Origin of the sequence: Plantactinospora alkalitolerans (genome assembly GCF_015690345.1) — a bacterium.
Classification (GTDB): Bacteria; Actinomycetota; Actinomycetes; order Mycobacteriales; family Micromonosporaceae; genus Plantactinospora; species Plantactinospora alkalitolerans.
Genome location: NZ_JADPUN010000100.1, coordinates 1 through 17948, shown reverse-complemented (window position 1 = coordinate 17948; position 17948 = coordinate 1). Strand labels below are relative to the sequence as shown.

General features: G+C 71.3%; 17 protein-coding genes. 3 read left to right on the top strand and 14 right to left on the bottom strand.

Annotated features, from left to right (window positions below):
* Positions 1-63 precede the first annotated feature (63 nt).
* Positions 64-552, top strand: a complete 489-nt coding sequence (bldD, locus tag I0C86_RS08310) for a transcriptional regulator BldD (protein ID WP_101366736.1) — start codon at positions 64-66, stop codon at positions 550-552.
* Between the two features lie 386 nt (positions 553-938).
* On the opposite strand, the gene nusB is transcribed toward bldD, so the two are convergent.
* Genes nusB through aroB form a run of 4 tightly spaced genes read right to left on the bottom strand, consistent with a single transcriptional unit; the run spans position 939 to position 3557 of the window.
* Positions 939-1349 carry a transcription antitermination factor NusB gene (gene nusB, locus I0C86_RS08305; protein ID WP_196200650.1) on the bottom strand — a complete coding sequence of 137 codons (411 nt, stop codon included), beginning with the start codon at positions 1347-1349 and terminating at the stop codon, positions 939-941.
* Between the two features lie 23 nt (positions 1350-1372).
* The gene (gene efp, locus I0C86_RS08300) at positions 1373-1930 is read right to left on the bottom strand and encodes an elongation factor P (protein ID WP_196200629.1); all 558 of its coding nucleotides are present in this window, start codon (positions 1928-1930) and stop codon (positions 1373-1375) included.
* A 44-nt stretch (positions 1931-1974) separates the two neighbouring features.
* A complete protein-coding gene (gene aroQ / locus I0C86_RS08295; RefSeq protein WP_196200628.1) occupies positions 1975-2478 on the bottom strand; it encodes a type II 3-dehydroquinate dehydratase in 504 nt (167 codons plus the stop codon).
* A complete protein-coding gene (gene aroB, locus I0C86_RS08290; RefSeq protein ID WP_196200627.1) occupies positions 2475-3557 on the bottom strand; it encodes a 3-dehydroquinate synthase in 1083 nt (360 codons plus the stop codon). Before aroB ends, aroQ begins: the two co-directional genes overlap by 4 nt.
* Before the next feature lie 111 nt (positions 3558-3668).
* On the opposite strand from aroB, the gene I0C86_RS08285 reads away from it, so the two are divergent.
* Positions 3669-6980, top strand: a complete 3312-nt coding sequence (locus I0C86_RS08285; RefSeq protein ID WP_323373532.1) for an NACHT domain-containing protein — start codon at positions 3669-3671, stop codon at positions 6978-6980.
* On the opposite strand, the gene I0C86_RS08280 is transcribed toward I0C86_RS08285, so the two are convergent.
* Positions 6967-7947 carry a helix-turn-helix transcriptional regulator gene (locus I0C86_RS08280; RefSeq protein ID WP_196200626.1) on the bottom strand — a complete coding sequence of 327 codons (981 nt, stop codon included), beginning with the start codon at positions 7945-7947 and terminating at the stop codon, positions 6967-6969. The genes I0C86_RS08285 and I0C86_RS08280 overlap by 14 nt on opposite strands.
* A gap of 83 nt (positions 7948-8030) precedes the next feature.
* Between I0C86_RS08280 and I0C86_RS08275 the strand changes: the two genes are divergently transcribed.
* On the top strand, positions 8031-8780 hold the full coding sequence (locus I0C86_RS08275; protein WP_196200625.1) for an alpha/beta fold hydrolase: 750 nt from the start codon (positions 8031-8033) through the stop codon (positions 8778-8780).
* A gap of 60 nt (positions 8781-8840) precedes the next feature.
* Here I0C86_RS08275 and I0C86_RS08270 read toward each other — a convergent pair whose 3' ends face one another.
* The 9 genes from I0C86_RS08270 to I0C86_RS08230 form a co-directional block, all read right to left on the bottom strand.
* On the bottom strand, positions 8841-9380 hold the full coding sequence (locus I0C86_RS08270; protein ID WP_196200624.1) for a shikimate kinase: 540 nt from the start codon (positions 9378-9380) through the stop codon (positions 8841-8843).
* The gene (aroC, locus tag I0C86_RS08265; protein ID WP_196200623.1) at positions 9380-10558 is read right to left on the bottom strand and encodes a chorismate synthase; all 1179 of its coding nucleotides are present in this window, start codon (positions 10556-10558) and stop codon (positions 9380-9382) included. Before aroC ends, I0C86_RS08270 begins: the two co-directional genes overlap by 1 nt.
* A gap of 236 nt (positions 10559-10794) precedes the next feature.
* Entirely contained in the window at positions 10795-11625 is an 831-nt protein-coding gene (locus I0C86_RS08260) for a shikimate dehydrogenase (RefSeq protein ID WP_196200622.1), read from the bottom strand.
* Position 11626: 1 nt separating this feature from the next.
* Positions 11627-12853 carry an endolytic transglycosylase MltG gene (gene mltG, locus I0C86_RS08255; RefSeq protein ID WP_196200621.1) on the bottom strand — a complete coding sequence of 409 codons (1227 nt, stop codon included), beginning with the start codon at positions 12851-12853 and terminating at the stop codon, positions 11627-11629.
* On the bottom strand, positions 12850-13311 hold the full coding sequence (gene ruvX / locus I0C86_RS08250; RefSeq protein WP_196200620.1) for a Holliday junction resolvase RuvX: 462 nt from the start codon (positions 13309-13311) through the stop codon (positions 12850-12852). Before ruvX ends, mltG begins: the two co-directional genes overlap by 4 nt.
* A gap of 109 nt (positions 13312-13420) precedes the next feature.
* Positions 13421-16102, bottom strand: coding sequence for an alanine--tRNA ligase (alaS, locus tag I0C86_RS08245; protein WP_196200619.1), 2682 nt, complete (start codon positions 16100-16102; stop codon positions 13421-13423).
* Positions 16099-16404 carry a hypothetical protein gene (locus tag I0C86_RS08240; protein WP_196200618.1) on the bottom strand — a complete coding sequence of 102 codons (306 nt, stop codon included), beginning with the start codon at positions 16402-16404 and terminating at the stop codon, positions 16099-16101. Before I0C86_RS08240 ends, alaS begins: the two co-directional genes overlap by 4 nt.
* A gap of 44 nt (positions 16405-16448) precedes the next feature.
* Positions 16449-16919 carry a DUF948 domain-containing protein gene (locus tag I0C86_RS08235; RefSeq protein WP_196200617.1) on the bottom strand — a complete coding sequence of 157 codons (471 nt, stop codon included), beginning with the start codon at positions 16917-16919 and terminating at the stop codon, positions 16449-16451.
* Between the two features lie 137 nt (positions 16920-17056).
* Entirely contained in the window at positions 17057-17728 is a 672-nt protein-coding gene (locus I0C86_RS08230; protein ID WP_407676277.1) for a hypothetical protein, read from the bottom strand.
* Positions 17729-17948 lie beyond the last annotated feature (220 nt).

Here is a 17948-nt window from a genome sequence, read left to right as displayed (position 1 = left end):
CCCGTACCGTCACGCTCCGTAGCGATCGCTGGGGAGATCCCCGACCAGCACTGGGAGTGCCGAATGCCCTCTGAATACGCCAAGTCGTTGGGCGCGCGCCTGCGCTCTATCCGTCAGCAGCAGGGTTTGTCCCTGCAGGGGGTGGAGGAAAAGTCAAACGGGCGGTGGAAAGCCGTCGTCGTCGGCTCGTACGAGCGGGGGGACCGCGCCGTCACGGTGTCACGTCTCGCCGAGCTCGCCGACTTCTACCGGGTGCCCGTCTCGGAGCTGCTGCCGGACGGCAGCGGTGTCCGGCACGAGCCGACGAACAAGATCGTGCTCGACCTTGAGCGGCTGTACGACGAGGCGTCCGAGGACCTCGCCTACGTCGCTCGCTATGCCCGAGCCATCCAGCAGCAGCGGGGTGACTACAACGGGCGGGTGCTGTCGATTCGCGCGGACGACCTGCGGGCGCTCGCGATCGTCTACGACTCGTCACCCTCCGGGCTGATCGAGCGGCTCACCGAACACGGCGTCCTCGTCGCCGACCCCCGGGCGCTCTTCGCGTCCTGATCCCCTCACTGCCGGGGTCCGTGCCGAGCTGGCACGGGCCCCGTTGTGCCTTCCCGACGGGCCGAAGGCACGCGTCAGGGCACCCGAGAGCGCGCCAGAGCCCACGAAGGGCAGGTCGGGTGCTCTGTGTGGAGATCCAATACGCCCCGGCCCGTCAGCGGCCGCTGAGGCGGCGCGCGCCGCCAGCCCTGGTCCGGCGGCCAGCCCTGGTCCGGCGGCGGCCGGCCCACGCGATCCGGCGGACTGTCCGGTGCACGCCCGCCCGCGACCCTCCGCTACCGCGCCCGCGCCTCGTCAGCCACGCAGACGGGACGGCACGGGACGGAGGGCCGCAGACCGGACGACGGGATCGGAAACGACGGCGCCGAACTCACCGGGTGGCGAACCTACCGGGTGGCGTACTCGGCGATCCGGCCCAGAATGCCGTTGAGGAACCGTGGCGAGTCGTCGGTCGACATCTGCCGGGCCAACTCGACCGCCTCGCTGATCGCCACCGCGTCGTCGATCTCGTCGACGTAGAGCAGCTCGTAGATGGCGACCCGGGCCAGGTTACGGTCGACCGCCGGCATCCGGTCGAGGGTCCAGCCCTCGGCGTAACTGTCGATCAACTCGTCGATCCGCGCCTGGTTCGCCGCCACGCCCTCGATGAGGCCGATCGCGTACCCGAGGTGTTCCGGACGCGGCTGCTCCAACCGTTGCAGATAACCGGCCAGCACCTCGACCGGAGGGCGGGCCCGCATGTCCGCCTCGTAGAGAACGTCCAGGGCCCGCTTCCGCGCCTTGCGGCGGGCGGGCATCTGCTGTTTGGGGCCCTCCGCCATCAGGCGCGGCCGAGATAGCGGCCGTCGCGGGTGTCGACCTTGATCTTCTCACCGGTGGTGATGAAGAGCGGCACCTGGACCGTCGCGCCGGTCTCGACCGTCGCCGGCTTGTTGCCGCCGGTCGACCGGTCGCCCTGCAGACCCGGCTCGGTGTAGGTGATCTCCAGCACCACGCTGGTCGGCAGCTCGACGTAGAGCGGCACACCCTCGTGGGTGGCGACGATCGCCTCCGCCTCGGGCAGCAGGTAGTTGGCCGCCTCGCCAACCGTGCCGCCGGGGACCGGAATCTGGTCGTACGTCTCCAGATCCATGAAGACGTAGTCCTCGCCGTCGGCGTACAGATACTGCATCGTGCGCTTGTCGACGGTGGCCGTGTCGACCTTGGTACCCGCGTTGAACGTCTTGTCGACGGATTTGCCGGACAGCACGTTCTTCAGCGTGGTGCGCACGAACGCACCGCCCTTGCCGGGCTTGACGTGCTGGAACTCCACGACGGCCCACAGTTCGCCGTCGAGGTTGAGAACCAGACCGTTCTTGAGGTCGTTGGTGGTGGCCATTTCCTGCCTTGATCTTCAATTAGGCGGACGGAGATCCGGCAAGTCTACAAGGAGCGTCCAGTTGATCTTGTCTCGGTTCTTCTCTGATTCTCAGGCGTCCCGGTCAGCTTCTGCGCCAGGTGGATCAGGGCCAGCCGGTAGCCGTCGACCCCGAGGCCACAGATCACTCCGGTGGCCACCGCGGAGACCACCGAGTGGTGCCGGAACTCCTCCCGGGCGTGGATGTTGGAGATGTGCACCTCGACCAGCGGACCGCGCAGCAGGGCGCAGGCGTCCCGGACCGCGTACGAGTAGTGCGACCAGGCGCCGGGATTCAGCACCACCGCCGCGCCCTCGTCCGCCGCCGCGTGCAGCCAGCCGAGCATCTCCGACTCGGCGTCGGTCTGCCGCACCTCGACGTCCAGCTCCCACTCTCGACCGACGGCCCGACACATCTGGACCAGGTCGGCGTAGCTGGTCACGCCGTACACGTCGACCTGCCGGGTGCCGAGGCGGCCCAGGTTCGGCCCGTTGAGCACGTACACCCTCGGCCCGTCGGACCCGGTCATCGCGCCACCTCCGCGTACGCGTCGCGGAGCAGATCGTCGTCCGGGCCCTCGAGGACGCCGGTCCGGGCCAGCCCGTCCAACACCACGAAGCGCAGCCGGTTGCCCCGGGTCTTCTTGTCCACCCGCATCGCCGCCAGCAGCTCCGGCCAGGCGTCCGCCCGGTACGAGGTCGGCAGCCCCAGCGTCGCCAGCAACGCCCGGTGCCGGGCCGCCGTCGCCTCGTCCAGCCGGCCGACCCGGCGGGCCAGCCCGGCGGCGTAGACCAGGCCGACCGAGATCGCGTGCCCGTGCCGCCAGCGGTAACCCTCCGCCTTCTCGATCGCATGCCCGAGGGTGTGCCCGTAGTTGAGGATCTCCCGCTGCCCGGCCTCGCGCAGATCTCCGGAGACGACGTCCGCCTTGACCCGGATGGCCCGTTCGACCAGCTCCCGGACCACCGGACCGGTCGGATCGACGGCCGCCGCCGGCTCCGCCTCGATCAGATCGAGGATCACCGGGTCGGCGATGAAGCCGCACTTCACCACCTCGGCGAGGCCGGCCACCAGGTCGACCGGCGGCAGCGAGTCCAGCATCGCCAGGTCGCAGAGCACGCCCGCGGGTGGATGGAAGGCCCCCACCAGGTTCTTTCCGGCCGCGGTGTTGACTCCGGTCTTGCCACCGACCGCCGCGTCGACCATGCCGAGCAGCGAGGTCGACACGGGCACCCACCGCACCCCGCGCAACCAGCAGGCGGCCACGAAGCCGGCGACGTCGGTGACGGCACCGCCGCCCACCCCGACCACCGCGTCGGTCCGGGTGAACCCCGCCGCGCCGAGCCGGTCCCAGCAGCTCGCGGCGACCTCGATGCTCTTGCCGGCCTCGGCGTCCGGAACCGCCACGGTCAACGGCCGGATCCCGGCGGCACCCAGCCGCTCGGCCAGGTCGTCGGCCTGCGCCGCCAGGGGTGGGGCGTGCAGCACGGCGACGCGCTCGGCACCGTCAAGCAGCGGCGGCAGCGCGGCCAGCAGCCCACGCCCGACGAGTACGTCGTACGGTCGGTCGCCACCGACCGGGATGCGGGTCAGGTCCAAGTCGTCCATCGGGTCAGAGCGTAGTGGCCCGGCCCGGCAGGCAGTGCCCCGGCGTGCCCACGACCGATACCGTACGAACCGTTCGACCAGTGACGATCTCCTCGGTTGACGGAGGCTCGGGTGAGTGGTGTCGAAGCAGGATTGCTCCAGCTCGGCCGGGCGGTGGTGGTACCGGCCGCGACGTGCTGGCTGCGCGGTCGGCGGGAACGCCGGGAGCGGGCGGCGCCACTGACGGAACTGCTGCATCAGAGGATCACCGACGAGTTCTCCCGCCGCCGGGCGGAACGCGAGATCGAGGCCGTCGTCGACGAGGTCGCCGCCCGACTTCAGCCGCTGATCGCGACCCGGTTCGCCGGGCTGACCGCGCCCGAGACGAACGCCGCGCTGGCCGCCGTCGCCGACACGTTCACCGAGACCGACCTCTCCGACGACGCCGTCTTCGGTGCCGACGTCGATCCGGCACGCCTCGCCGGCGCACTCCGCGCCGCCGATCCCGACCGGGCGGATCGGGCCGGCCTTTCCGCCGACGCCCGGCGGCTCTACGACGTGGCTCTCGACGACTGCTGCCGATGCCTGGTGCAGCTCGTCACCCAGGTCACGCCGTTCTCCGCCCGTGCCGAGGTGGAACTGCTGGCCCGGACCACCGGACTGGCCGGCCGGCTCGACGGGCTCGCCGACCAGGTCCGACAGGTACTGGACCGGCTGCCGGTCAACACCTCCGACACGCCGGCCGGCGTCGACCAGGACGAGGAGTTCCTCCGGCGGTACCTGACCCGGGTCGCCGACAAACTGGACGACCTCGAACTGTTCGGCGTCGACGTGCGGCGGTTCCGGCCCCGTACGACGCTCAGCGTCGCGTACATCAGCCTGGCGGTCACCGCCGATCGGCGGACCGCCCGGCGCCACCCGGTGCGGTGGGACCCCGGAGCGTTGCGGCACGCCCAGTTGACCCAGGCCGCCTCGGTACGGGTGGAGCAGGCGCTCGGAGAACGCGGCCGCACCCTCGTCCGGGGCGAGGCCGGGGCGGGCAAGAGCACACTGCTGCGCTGGCTCGCCGTCACCGCCGCCCGGAGCGGCTTCACCGGGGCGCTGGCGGACTGGAACGGTCGGGTGCCGTTCCTGGTCAAGTTGCGCAGCCACGCGGGTCGGTCACTCCCCCGGCCGGAACAGTTCCTGACCGGGGTCGCCGACCCGATCGTCGCGCTGATGCCGGCCGGCTGGGTGCACCGGCAGTTCGCCGCCGGCCGGGTCATGCTGCTGGTCGACGGGGTCGACGAACTGCCCGACGACGAGCGACGGAACGTCCGATCCTGGCTACGGGACCTGCTCGGGGCGTACCCCGGGCAGCGGGTCGTGGTCACGTCCCGGCCGGCCGCCGCAGCGGCCCGGTGGCTCGACGGCGAGGGTTTCGGCTCGGCCGCCCTGGAACGGATGACGCCGCCGGACGTCCGGGCCCTGGTCCGGCACTGGCACGAGGCAACCCGGGACGCCGGCTCGCTGCCCTGCCCGGCCGAGGAGTTGCCCCGGTACGAGAGCGCTCTGCTGGCTCGGCTCGACGGCAGCCCGCACCTGCAGCAGCTCGCGGCCAGCCCGCTGCTCTGCGCCATGCTCTGCGCGCTGAACCTGGACCGCGACACCCACCTGCCGCCCGATCGGATGGGTATCTACCAGGCGACGGTGGACATGCTGCTCGACCGGCGGGACACCGAGCGGGGCGTGCCGGTGGCGCTGCCCGGGTTGACCGCCCGGGATCGACTGCAACTGCTCCAGGATGTCGCCTGGCGGCTCTCCATCAACACCCGCTCGGAACTGCCGGCCACCGAGGCTGCGGCCGGACTGGGCCAGCGGCTCGCCGGCATGCCCCGGCTGGACGCCGCCCCCGAGGCCGTGCTGGACCACCTCGTGCAGCGCAGCGGCGTGGTCCGGTCCCCGGTGCCGGGGCGGATCGACTTCGTGCACCGCACCTTCCAGGAGTACCTGACGGCCCGGGAGATCGCCGAACAGGGCCACATCGGATTCCTGGTCGGGCAGGCCCATCTGGACAGCTGGCGGGAGGTGGTCGTGATGACCGCCGGGCACGCCAACCTGCCACTCCGCAGCGAGTTGATCAAGTGCGTCCTGGACCGGGCTGGTCGCGAGCCACGGCACCAGCGCACCCTCACCCTGCTCGCCGCCGCCTGTCTGGAGACCCTGCCCGGACTGGACCCGCCCGAGCTGCTGACCCGACTCCGCACCGCACTCGCCCGACTACTGCCGCCGCGCGGCAGGGCCGAGGTACGCTCGCTGGCCGCCGTCGGGGAATCGCTGCTCGACCAGCTTCCGACCGGACTGGCCGGCCTCTCCGAGGGGCGCGCCGCCGCGACGGTACGGACCGCCGCGCTGGTCAACGGCCCACGCGCGCTGGACGTGCTGAGCCGGTACGCCGCCGACCCGCGTCGGGCGGTACAACGCGAGCTGGCCCAGGCGTGGGAGTACTTCGACCCCGACGAGTACGTCGACCGGGTGCTCGGCGACGCGCCGCTGGACAACGGCGCTATCGAGATCCGGCGGGCCGGTCTGCTGCCCGCCGCCCGCCGACTCGCCCAGGCACGGTCCATCTCGGTGAACCTCGCCGAGCCGGTGGCTCTGGAGTGCCTGACCCAGGTCCCCACGCTGACGGAGGTCTTTCTGCAGAATGGCTGGCACGGCCATCTGGCGACGCTGGCCGCATGCGAGGATCTTCGGAGTCTGATGATGTGGGCCACTCCGACCTGCGAACTGGACCAGAGTCAACTGACCGCGGTGAGCCGGTTGGCCGCGTTGCGCTCGCTCCAACTCGTACCCTTCGACAACCGGTTCACCGACCTCACCCCCCTGGCCGCGTTGGTCGACCTGTCATGGCTGTCGATCACCGCCGCCGGGGTCGACCTGACGCCGGTCGTCGAGCTGCCCAGCTTGCAGTATCTCTATCTCAACAGGTGCCAGGACGTTCAGTACGAGAGGTTGCGGGACTGCAAGAACCTGTCAGTCTTCGGACTGCTGGACGTCCAGACCGTTCCCGGGGGCCTTGCCGGGCTCGTCGACGTAACGCCTCAGGTCGGCGGGATGTTCTTCAACGCCTGCGACTGGATCGACGACCTGACACCGCTGGTCGGCCTGCCCGAGCTGCGGTCCCTCTATCTCTACCGGACGCCGCGTCTGGACTTCGGCACGCTGGCCGCGCTGCCGGATCTCGTCCTGCTCACCCTCGGCCAGCAGCCGACGGTCGACCTCACGGCGTTGACGGCGCTTCCCCACCTCAGGACTCTGACGCTGACGGCCGTCGACACGCCGGTCGACCTCGCACCGCTGGCTCAGTGGCCCGGTCTGAGACTGGTGGTGCATCTGGACCGTGAGCAGGCGACCGTCAACGCCGAACTCGTCGGGCCGAACGTGCGGATCAGGCGGGAATGACCGGCCCCGGCGACCGCTCGGCGTAGCCGGCGAGCAGGGCGGCGTACGCGCCGACGGCGGCGCGCAGTTCGTCGGGGCGTACGACGGTGAACGGCCAACCCAGGCCGGCGAGCATCTGGGCCATCCCGGTCAGGTCCTCGGCCCTGGTCCGCAGCAGGATGCCGTCGTCGGTGGCGGTCAGCTCGGCCACGCTCGGCGGCACCCGGCGCCGGGCCTGCTCCAGATCGGCCTCCAGCAGCACCTCCACCTCCCACCGGTACGCCACCCCGGCCAGCGACCGGGTTACGTGTCCGACCGGATCGAACCCGTCCGGCACCGAGAACGTCGCGGTGCCGACGTCGACCGAGCCGATCCGGTCGAGTCGGAAGGTACGGATCTGGCCGCGTAGGTGGTCGTGGCCGGTGACGTACCAGCGGCCGGAGTGGAACACCAGCCCGTACGGGTCGAGGTCGCGCTGGGACGCCTCGCCGCCCCAGGAGCGGTAACCGATGCTGACCCGGTGCCGGGAACGGGTGGCCGCCCCCAGTGCGAGCAGGGTTGCGGTGGCTGGCCTCGGCGTGTCCGCCCGGCGTCGCAGGCTGAGTCCGAGGGTCTCCTGGACGGCGTCCAGCCGTTCGGCGAGGGACGTGGGCAGCACCCGGCGGATCTTGGCCTGGGCGAGGTCGGTGGCGGGTGCGGCGGTACCGAGGCCCAGGTGCTCGGCGGCGACCAGCCCGAGCAGCACGGCGACCGCCTCGTCGTCGGTCAGCATCAGCGGCGGCAGTTTGTAGCCGGGGCGCAACCGGTATCCGCCGTACCGGCCGCGGGCGGCGAGCACCGGGATGCCGAGTTCGACGAGGGTGTCGGCGTACCGGCGGACGGTCCGCTGGTCGACGTCGAGCCGGGCGGCGAGTTCGGGACCGGTGAGCCGGTGATGGCTCTGGAGCAGTTCCAGCATGCCGAGCACCCGAGCGGCCGGATGTGCCACGGGTCACACTCCAAATCCGGGCGGAACACGTCCGGATTCGACTCTACCGTTCGAGGCACAACAGCAGATCGAAGGAGATCCAGATGGCCACGTTCGTTCTCGTCCCCGGTTTCTGGCTCGGCGCGTGGGCCTGGCGCGAGGTGACCGACGGGCTGCGGGCGGCCGGGCACGACGTGCACCCGCTGACCCTGACCGGACTGGCCGAGCGGGCCCACCTCGCCGGCCCCGACGTCGACCTCGACACCCACACCACCGACATCGTCCGGTTGATCGAAACGGAGGACCTCCGCGAGGTGGTGCTGGTCGGGCACTCCGGCGGCGGGATGCCCGTCGAGCAGGCGGCGGACCGGATTCCCGAACGGCTGGCTCGGGTGGTCTACCTGGACAGCGGGCCGCTGCCGGACGGCGTGGCGCAGTTCGACACCCACCCGCCACAGGAGCAGGAACGGCTCCGGGCGTTGATCGGCGACGGCCACCTGGTGCCGCCACCGGCCTGGGATCCGACCGAGGATCCGACCAACCTCGCCGGGCTGGACGACGAGTTCCTGGACCTGCTCCGGAGGCGTGCCACCGGGCAACCGCTGGGTAGCGCCACCCGCCCGGTACGACTGTCCGGCGGCGGCACGGTCCCGACCGCGCTGATCGCCTGCACCTTCCCGGTCGAGCTGGTGCGGCGGATGATCGAGGAGGGTAACCCGTTCTTCGCCGGGCTGACCGGCGCCGACCTCTACGGCCTGCCGACCGGGCACTGGCCGATGTTCAGCGAGCCGAAGGGCCTGACCGAGCTGCTGGACCGGATCGGCCGGAAGGTCCCGGCCGACGTCCCACGCTGACCGGTTGGCGTGCCCCGGCCGGTCGACCCGCGGGCGGACCGGTTGGCGTGCCCCGGCCGGTCAACCCGCGGGCGGACCGGCCGGGCGGCCGACGCGGTCGTCGGCGAGTCCAGCCAGGATCTCCTCGGCGACCTGCTCCGGGGTCCGGCCGTCGGTGACGACGGTCTGGCCGGCCACCTCGGTGTAGAGCGGGCGCCGCTGGTCGAGCAGGTGTTTCAGGGTGGCCCGGGGGTTGATCGCGAGCAGCGGGCGGCCGGCGCCCAGGCCGACCCGCCTGACCGCGTCCGTCAGCTCCACCGACAGGTAGATGACGCGGTGTCCGGCCAGCGCGGCCCGGTTCTCCTCGGCCAGGATGGCGCCGCCGCCGAGCGCCAGCACCCCGTCGTGGGACGCCAGCGCCTCGGCCACGGCGGCCCGTTCCAGGGTACGGAAGTGTTCCTCGCCGTCGTCGACGAAGATCTCCGGAATCGGCTTGCCGGCCAGCGCCTCGACGTCACTGTCGGTGTCCCGGAAGCCGACTCCGAGGCCGCTGGCGACCAGCAGTCCGGTGCTGGTCTTTCCCGCGCCCATCACACCCACCAGCACACACACCGGCGCCATCAGCGGATCACCAGGTTGTCCAGGTAGCCGGCCAGGTTGCGGCGGATCTCGGGAACCGAGTCGCCGCCGAACTTCTCCATCGCCGCCTCGGCCAGCACCAGCCCGACCATCGTCTCGGCGACGATTGCGGCGGCCGGCACCGCGCAGACGTCGGAACGCTGGTTGATCGCGGTCGCCGCCTCCCCGGTCGTCACGTCCACCGTGGACAGTGCGCGGTTCAGCGAGGAGATCGGCTTCATCGCGGCGCGTACCCGCAGCGGCTCGCCCGTACTGATCCCGCCCTCCAGGCCGCCGGCCCGGTCGGTGACCCGGCGTACGCCGGTGGCGGTGGGGACGATCTCGTCGTGCGCCACCGAGCCCCGGGACCGGGCCTGTTGCCAGGCGTCGCCGATCTCCACTCCCTTGATCGCCTGGATGGACATCAGCGCGGCGGCGAGTCGGGCATCGAGCTTGCGGTCCCACTGGACGTGGCTGCCCAGGCCCGGCGGTACGCCGTAGGCGAGGACCTCGACGATTCCGCCGAGCGTGTCGGCATCCGACTTCGCGGCGTCCACCTCGGCGACCATCCGGGCACTGGCCTCCGGATCCAGGCAGCGCAACGGGTCGGCGTCGATCCGGTCGGCGTCCTCCGGACGCGGCTGGAGACCCGGCTTCGCGGCCACCGGACCGAGTTCCACGACGTGCGAGACGATCTCGATGCCGAACGCCTGTCGGAGCAGCGCGCGGGCCACGGTGCCGACCGCGACCCGGGCCGCGGTCTCCCGGGCACTGGCCCGCTCCAGGATCGGCCGCGCGTCGGTGTGGCCGTACTTCTGCATCCCGGCCAGGTCGGCGTGCCCCGGACGGGGGCGGGTCAGCGGCGCGTTACGGGCCTGGCCAGCCAGTTCCGTCGGGTCCACCGGATCGGCGGACATCACCGTGCGCCACTTCGGCCATTCGGAGTTGCCCACCCGGACCGCGAACGGACTGCCCAGGGTGACACCGTGCCGGAGACCACCGATGATCTCGACCTCGTCCCGCTCGAAGGCCATCCGGGCACCGCGGCCGTAACCGAGCCGCCGACGACCCAACTCGCGGACGATCTCGTCGCTGGTCACCTCGACGCCGGCCGGCAGCCCTTCGAGCAGCGCGACGAGGGCGGGACCATGGGACTCTCCAGCGGTCAACCAGCGCAACACGACAAACCCTCTCCTCGCCGCGGCCGGGCCGACCGCCGGTCAAGTTTGGCACGGACCGTGCCCGCCGGTCCGCACCGCCCGGACCGTCCCGCTCTGCGGACGGCGTCCCTCCGGCGGGCTGCGCGGCCGCCGATCGGGTGCCCTCGACGGGCCAGGGCCGGCGCTCCGGCGCGCGGCGCGGAACGCCCGGCGGACCGCCGCTCACCGCCCTCCTGGTCGGCGAGGCGCCCGACGACTCAGCGCGCTCCCCGAGCCGCCGCCAGCGCGGATCGCATCGCCGGCACCGGGGCGGCAACACCGGTGAACTGCTCGAACTGCCCGACGGCCTGGGCCAGCAGCAGGTCGAGGCCGGAGACGATCCGGCAGCCGGCCGCCGCGGCTTCCGCCGCGAGCGGGGTCGGCCACGGGTCGTACACGACGTCGAAGACCACGGTCTCGGGACGCCAGGACCCGGCCGCCCCGGCGAAACCGTCGGCCGCGCCCCTCGGCACGGTGGAGATCACCAGGTCGGCCCGAGCCGGATCACCCGGATCGGCCCAGTCCCGGATCTCGAAGCGCACGCCGAGCCGGTCGGCCAGCCGGGCCAGTTCCTCGCCGGCCGTACGTCGCCGTACCAGGCAGGTGACCCGGCTGGTCTTCAGCGCGAAAGCGGCGGCCAGCGCGGCCCGCGCCGTGCCACCGGCGCCGAGCAGCAGCATCTCGGCCCCTTCCGGCACCCCCGCTCCGGTCAGCACGTCGACCATGCCGGGAACGTCGGTGTTGTCGGCGGCCCAGGAGCCGTCCGGACGACGTACCAGGGTGTTCGCGGCGCCGATCGCGGCGGCGACCGGGGAGACCTCGGTGGCCACCGCGAGCGCCACCTCCTTGAGCGGCATGGTGAGGGACAGCCCGGCCCACTCCGGGCCGAGGTCGGCCACCCGCTCGGGCAGCTCGACCTCGGCACATTCGATCGCGGAGTACGACCAGCCGGTCAACCCGGCCGCCGCGTAACCGGCGTTGTGGATCACCGGGGAGAGCGAGTGCGCGATGGGCTTGCCGAGCACCGCCGCCCGACGTGTCCGGGTCACCTCAGAGCACGCCGTTCTCTCGGGCCTCCTGGATGTTCCGTTCGTGTTCCTCGTTGGTGGTCGCGAACTTGGTGGTGCCGTCCTTGTCGACCGCCACGAAGAACAGCCAGGTCCCCTTGGGCGGGTTCATCGCGCCCTCCAGGGCCTTCTGACCCGGACTGTTGATCGGTCCCGGTGGCAACCCGGCCTTGCCGTGCATCCGGTACGGGTTGTTCTTGTCGAAGAGCTCGGCGTCGGTCATCTGTCCGGACCGCTTGGTCTTCTTGCCGGTCAACTCCCAGTAGTAGTTGACTCCGACGTCGAACTCGAGGCAGCCGGTCAGCCCGTTTCCGTTCTTGCAGTAGTGGTTCTCCGAGTAGATGCGGTTGTAGGCCACCCGGGCGACCTTGCCGAGGTCGGCCGTCTTCCCGGCCTCGGCCTGGGCCAGGGACGCCACGATCAGCGCCTCGTACGGGCTGATCTCGCGCTCCTTCTGCACCCGGTCGACGAAGTCGAGGTCCTTGGCCACGGCCATGAACCGATCCACCATCAGCTTGAGGATCTGCTCCGCGGTCGCGTTCGGCGGCAGCTCGTAGGTGTCCGGGAACAGGAAGCCCTCGATCGACTTCTTGGCCGCCTGACGGTCGTCGCGCTTGAACCAGAAGTCCGCGATGCCCAGCCCCTTCAGGTCCTTCGCGGCTTCCTGGAAGTCCTTGACCGGGAGCTTCGTCTCCTTCGACAGCAGCTTGTAGATCTGCGTCGAGGTGGCGCCCTCGGGGATGAGGAGGCCGTTCACGATCTTGTTCTTCAGATCCAGCAGCAGGCCCAGCGCCGCCTCGGCGTTCATCTCCTTGCGGACCTTGTACACGCCCGGCTGGATGTTCTGGCTGCGCGAGTTCGCCTGAGCCGCCTCGATGAAGGCCTTCGTGCTCTTCACCACACCGGCTGCGACGAGGGTGTTGGCGATCTCGGCGATGCTCTGGCCCTCCTCGATCTGGATCTGGGCCTCGCCGGTGCCGCCGCCGTCGTAGTCCGGGGTGACGAAGTAGCCCGAGATCCGGTCGAAGCCGTACCAGCCGACCCCACCCAGCACGCCGAGCAGCACGAACGCCATCAGCAGTGCGGTGATCGTCCTGCCGCGTCCACCACGCTTTTTCTTCTTCTTGTTGTTCAGCTTGCGCTGCGCGCCGCGGCGGTGCCGTCCCTTCTCCGCACGCTCGTCGAACGCGAGCTCCAAGTCGTCGATCATCCCGTCCGCCTCCGCTGCCTGTCCAGCCAGCTCTGCAGAATCTCCACCGCGGCCGCCTGATCGACCACCGCCCGTTGGCGTCGTCCTCGGACGCCCCGCTCGGCCAGCCTACGAGAAGCCACGACGGTCGACATCCTCTCATCCACCAGATCCACCGGCACGGGAGCTACCGCCGCCGCGACCCGCTGGGCGTACGCCGTCGCGTGCTGTGCCGCGGGACCGTTTCCACCGGCGAGTGTCACCGGCAGACCGACCACGACCGTGACCACCTCATGCAGTTCGACAAGCCGTGCAATTTCCGAGATATCGGTAGGAACCCCATCAATACCGGTTTTGAGGTCTCGGGCCAGCGTGACCAGCGGGGTGGCGAGGATCCCATCCGGGTCGGAGACCGCCACGCCCACCCGCACCTGGCCGACGTCCACGCCGAGCCGCACGCCACGGGCAGGTCCGGTCATCCACATCCTCCGCTCAACCAGGTCACGGCCAGGGTCGGGCCGACCGGCGAGCCGTCGTGGCTGGAGATCCAATCACAACGGCCCGCCGGGGAGCAACCAGAGCGGGAACTCACGCCTCGGCGAGCGCCTTCTCGACCGCGGCCAGCAGGCTCGGCGCCTCGCCGGCCGGCAGGCCGCCACCCTGGGCCAGGTCGGCGTTGCCGCCACCCCGCCCGGAGAGCGCACCCTTGACCAGCGCGGCCGCCGAGACCCCCCGGTTCTTCGCCGCCGCGTTGACCGCGACCACGAGCGACGCCTTGCCACCGGACCGGGCGGCCACCGCGACCACCGCCGGGCGAGCCTGGTCGATCTTGCCGCGAATCTCCTGCGCGAGGGTACGGACGTCGTTGCCAGCCGCGCCCTCCGGCGCCTCGGTACCGACGAAGGCGACGCCCCGTACGTCCCGAGCCTGACCGGCGAGCGCCGCCGCACCGCCGAGCACCAACTGCGCCCGCATCTTCTCCAGCTCGCGCTCGGCGTCCCGCAACTGGGCGATGGTCTGCTCGACCCGGTCGGCCACCTGGTCGCCCGGCACCCGGTACAGCTCGGCCAGCCGGGACACCAGCAGGTGTTCCTTGGCCAGGAACTGGAACGCGTCCAGGCCAACCAGCGCCTCGACCCGGCGTACCCCGGAGCCGATCGACGACTCGGAGAGGATCTTGACCAGGCCGAGTTGCGCGGACCGGGCGACGTGGGTACCGCCGCACAGCTCGCGGGCGTAGTCACCGACCTCGACGACCCGGACCTCCTCGCCGTACTTCTCGCCGAACAGCGCCATCGCGCCGATCCGGCGGGCCTCCTCCTGCGAGGTGATGAAGGCGTGCACCTCCAGGTCGGCGAGGAGCACCTCGTTGATCTGCTGCTCGACGTCGGTCAACACGCTCGGCGACACCCCGGTCGCGGTGTTGAAGTCGAACCGCAGCCGACCCGGGGCGTTCAGCGAACCGGCCTGGGTCGCCGACTCGCCGAGGAAGTTCCGCATCGTCTGGTGCACGAGATGCGTGGCGGTGTGCGACCGGGAGATCGCCCGACGCCGGGTCACGTCGATCTCGGCCAGCCCGGCCTCGCCGGTGCGTACCTCGCCGCGTACCACCCGGGCCCGGTGCACGATCAGGCCCGGCACCGGCTGCTGGACGTCGAGCACCTCGACCTGCCCGCCACCGACCGTGATCAGGCCGATGTCGGGCTGCTGACCACCACCCTCGGCGTAGAACGGGGTCGCGTCCAGCACCAGCTCGACGGTCTCGCCCTCGCCGGCCACCTCGACCGGGCCACCACCGGCGCCGAGCAGCGCCCGCACCGACGACTCCCGGGACACCTCGGTGTACCCGGTGAACTGCACCGGCCCGCCGGCATCCAGCACGGTCCGGTACGCGGACAGGTCCACGTGCCCGGTCTTCCGGGCCTGCGCGTCGGCCTTGGCCCGGGCCCGCTGGTCGGCCATCAACCGGCGGAACCCGTCCTGGTCGACCTGTAGCCCCTGCTCGGCCGCGATCTCCAGGGTCAGGTCGATCGGGAAGCCGTACGTGTCGTGCAACTGGAACGCCTTCGCCCCGGAGAGCCGGGCACCGCCCGACGACCGGGTCTGCGCGATCGCCGTGTCCAGGATCGTGGTACCGGCCCGCAGCGTGGAGAGGAAGGCGTCCTCCTCCGCGTACGCGTACGACGAGATCCGCTCGAACTCCGTCGCCAGCTCCGGGTACGACGGCGACATGCAGTCCCGGGCCACCGGCAGCAACTCCGGCAACGCCCGGTCCTGCCAGCCCAGCAGCCGTACCGCCCGGATCGCCCGCCGCATGATCCGGCGCAGCACGTAACCCCGGCCCTCGTTCGCCGGAGTCACCCCGTCACCGATCAGCATCAACGCGGTCCGGACGTGGTCGGCGACCACCCGCAGCCGTACGTCGTCCGGATGCGACTCGCTCGCCGCGTGCCCGGAGTGCGCCCCGTACCGCTTCCCGGTCAGCTCGGCCGCCCGGTCCAGGATCGGCCGCACCTCGTCGATCTCGTACAGGTTGTCGACCCCCTGCAGGATCGACGCCATCCGCTCCAGACCCATGCCGGTGTCGATGTTCTGCGCCGGCAGGTCACCCAGGATCGGGAAGTTCTCCTTGTCCGTGCCCGGACCCCGCTCGAACTGCATGAAGACCAGGTTCCAGAACTCCAGGTACCGGTCCTCGTCGACCGCCGGACCACCCTCGGCGCCGTACGCCGGGCCGCGGTCGTAGTAGATCTCCGAACACGGGCCGCACGGCCCCGGGATCCCCATCGACCAGAAGTTGTCCGCCTTGCCCCGCCGGACGATCCGCTCCGCCGGCACCCCGATCTTCCGCCAGATCGCCTCGGCCTCGTCGTCGTCGAGGTAGACCGTCGGCCAGATCCGCTCCGGATCCAACCCGAAACCGCCCTCGGCCACCGGCTTGGTGACCAGGTCCCAGGCCAGCGAGATCGCGCCGTCCTTGAAGTAGTCACCGAACGAGAAGTTGCCGTTCATCTGGAAGAACGTCCCGTGCCGGGAGGTCTTCCCCACCTCGTCGATGTCCGGCGTACGGATGCACTTCTGCACCGACACCGCCCGCCGGTACGGCGGCGTCTGCTGCCCGAGGAAGTACGGCACGAACTGCACCATGCCGGCGTTGACGAACAGCAGGTTCGGGTCGTCGATCGCCGGCAGCGGAGCGGACGGGACCACGGTGTGCCCGTTGGCCTCGAAGTGCGACAGGTAGCGCCGCTTGACTTCCGCCGTTTTCATCTGGTGCCTTCCTCCGGAAACAACTCGCGGTCGCCGATCCGGGGGTCCTCGCGCAGTTCGGCGAACTGGTCGTCGAACTGCACGCCCTCGGCGAACGCCTCGTGGATCTGCTGCTCACGTTCGGCCATGCCGTCGCGGACGTCGTCGGCGAACTCCCGCATCGCCTGGACCAGACCACCGGCGGACTCCGTCAGCGAACTGGCGATGCCGCCCGGGGTGTACGCCTGTGCCGTGCGGGTCAGCTTGCGGACGACCAACGCACCTACGGCGAGCCCGATGCCCAACCAGAGCAGTCGCTTCATGGCCTCATCCTTCCTCGTACCACCGGTTGTCGGACGCGGCGGGTTCAGCGCTCGCCGCGTCGGCTGGCCCGGCGCTGCTGCTTGAGGGTGGTACGGACCTCGCGCTCCTGCTCGGCGTGCCGGCGCGCCGAGGCGGCCTTACGGACGCCATATCCGAACGCCGCCACCTTGACCAGGGGGTTCGCCGCGGCGGCGGAGACCACGGTGGCCAGGTTGGCGACGTTGGCGGTGACGTTCTGGGCGTGGCCGGTCATCGTATCGATCTTGGCGAGTTGGATGTTCACCCCGTCCAGCGAGGTGTGCACCTGTCCCAGCGCCGTGTTCACGTTCTCCACCGTGACGTTCATGTTGCCCAACAGTGGCGCGGTACGGTCGTTGAGGTCGTTGATCGCCCGGGTCGCCGCGTCCACGGTGCTACCCAGTTTCCAGATGGGCCTGGTCAGCACCAGCACCAGCATCAGGAATGCCCCGGCCGCGACGAGCGCGGCGATCTGGCCGATCTCTCCAGCGTCCACCCGTGTCCTCCTCTATGCACCGTCTCGAATCACGCGACCGTCTCACCGGGACGCCCGGCGCCGCCGACCGGCGGCAGACCCGGGTCACCCGCCGAAGTACCAACATCCAACCCTACCGTCGGTGACGACAACCGGCCTCACGACGGGGTCGGTGTGGGCGTCAGCCCACCGAGCGGGTCGCCGGTGAGCAGCGGATCGGGGTCCTCGCCGGTGAGCGACGGATCAGTGCGCGGCTGGGGACCGGTCCGTTCGTCCGCGATGGCGTTCCGGACCTTGATCGAGACCAGCGATCCCTCGCAGTTCTCGGCGTCCCGGGCGGTCGCGTCGGGCGTCGCACCGGGAGCGGGCTGACCCGCCACGGGGGGCTGGCAGGCGGGTTGCCGCACCCACAGGTCGAGCGTCAGCTCGTCCCGACGCCAGCACGTGTAGTGCCCCTCCACCTGCTGCTCGGGGCAGAACGCCACCTTCCATGGCCGCCAACCCTCGCTACCCAGCGCGGTCTCGTACGCCTGCGCCGTCTCCTCCCACTTCCGTTCGGAGGTGACGGTCCGCTCCCGGAACCGGCACTCGATGAAGCACCACCGGCTACCGCTCACCCCGTCGACGGTGTCGGTCGCCGCCCAGGCCGGCACCGCGAGCGCGTCGAGGGAGTTGAACACCGGATCACGGGTGGCGGCCCGGAGACCGAAGTACATCGGCAGGGCGCCCAGCACCAGCAGGCTCGCCAGCAGCAGCGCGATGGTCTTCAGCCGCCGTTGCTCCCGAAGCTGACGGCGGATTTCGGCCCGCGCCCCCCGCACCGGTTCCACCGCGGCCGACGCCGGACCGGGCTCCTCGGCGCCCAGCGGCCGGTCCGGCAGCACGCCGACGACCGGCTCGTTACGCCCGGGCGCGGCACCGGACCGGCCCGCGCCCTCGGGGCGTCCGGGACCGTCGGGCCGGACCGGACCCTCCGGCCGCACGGCCGGGCGAGCCGGACCGTCGGGACGGACGACACCGTCGGGACTGTCTCTTATACCCATCTGACGC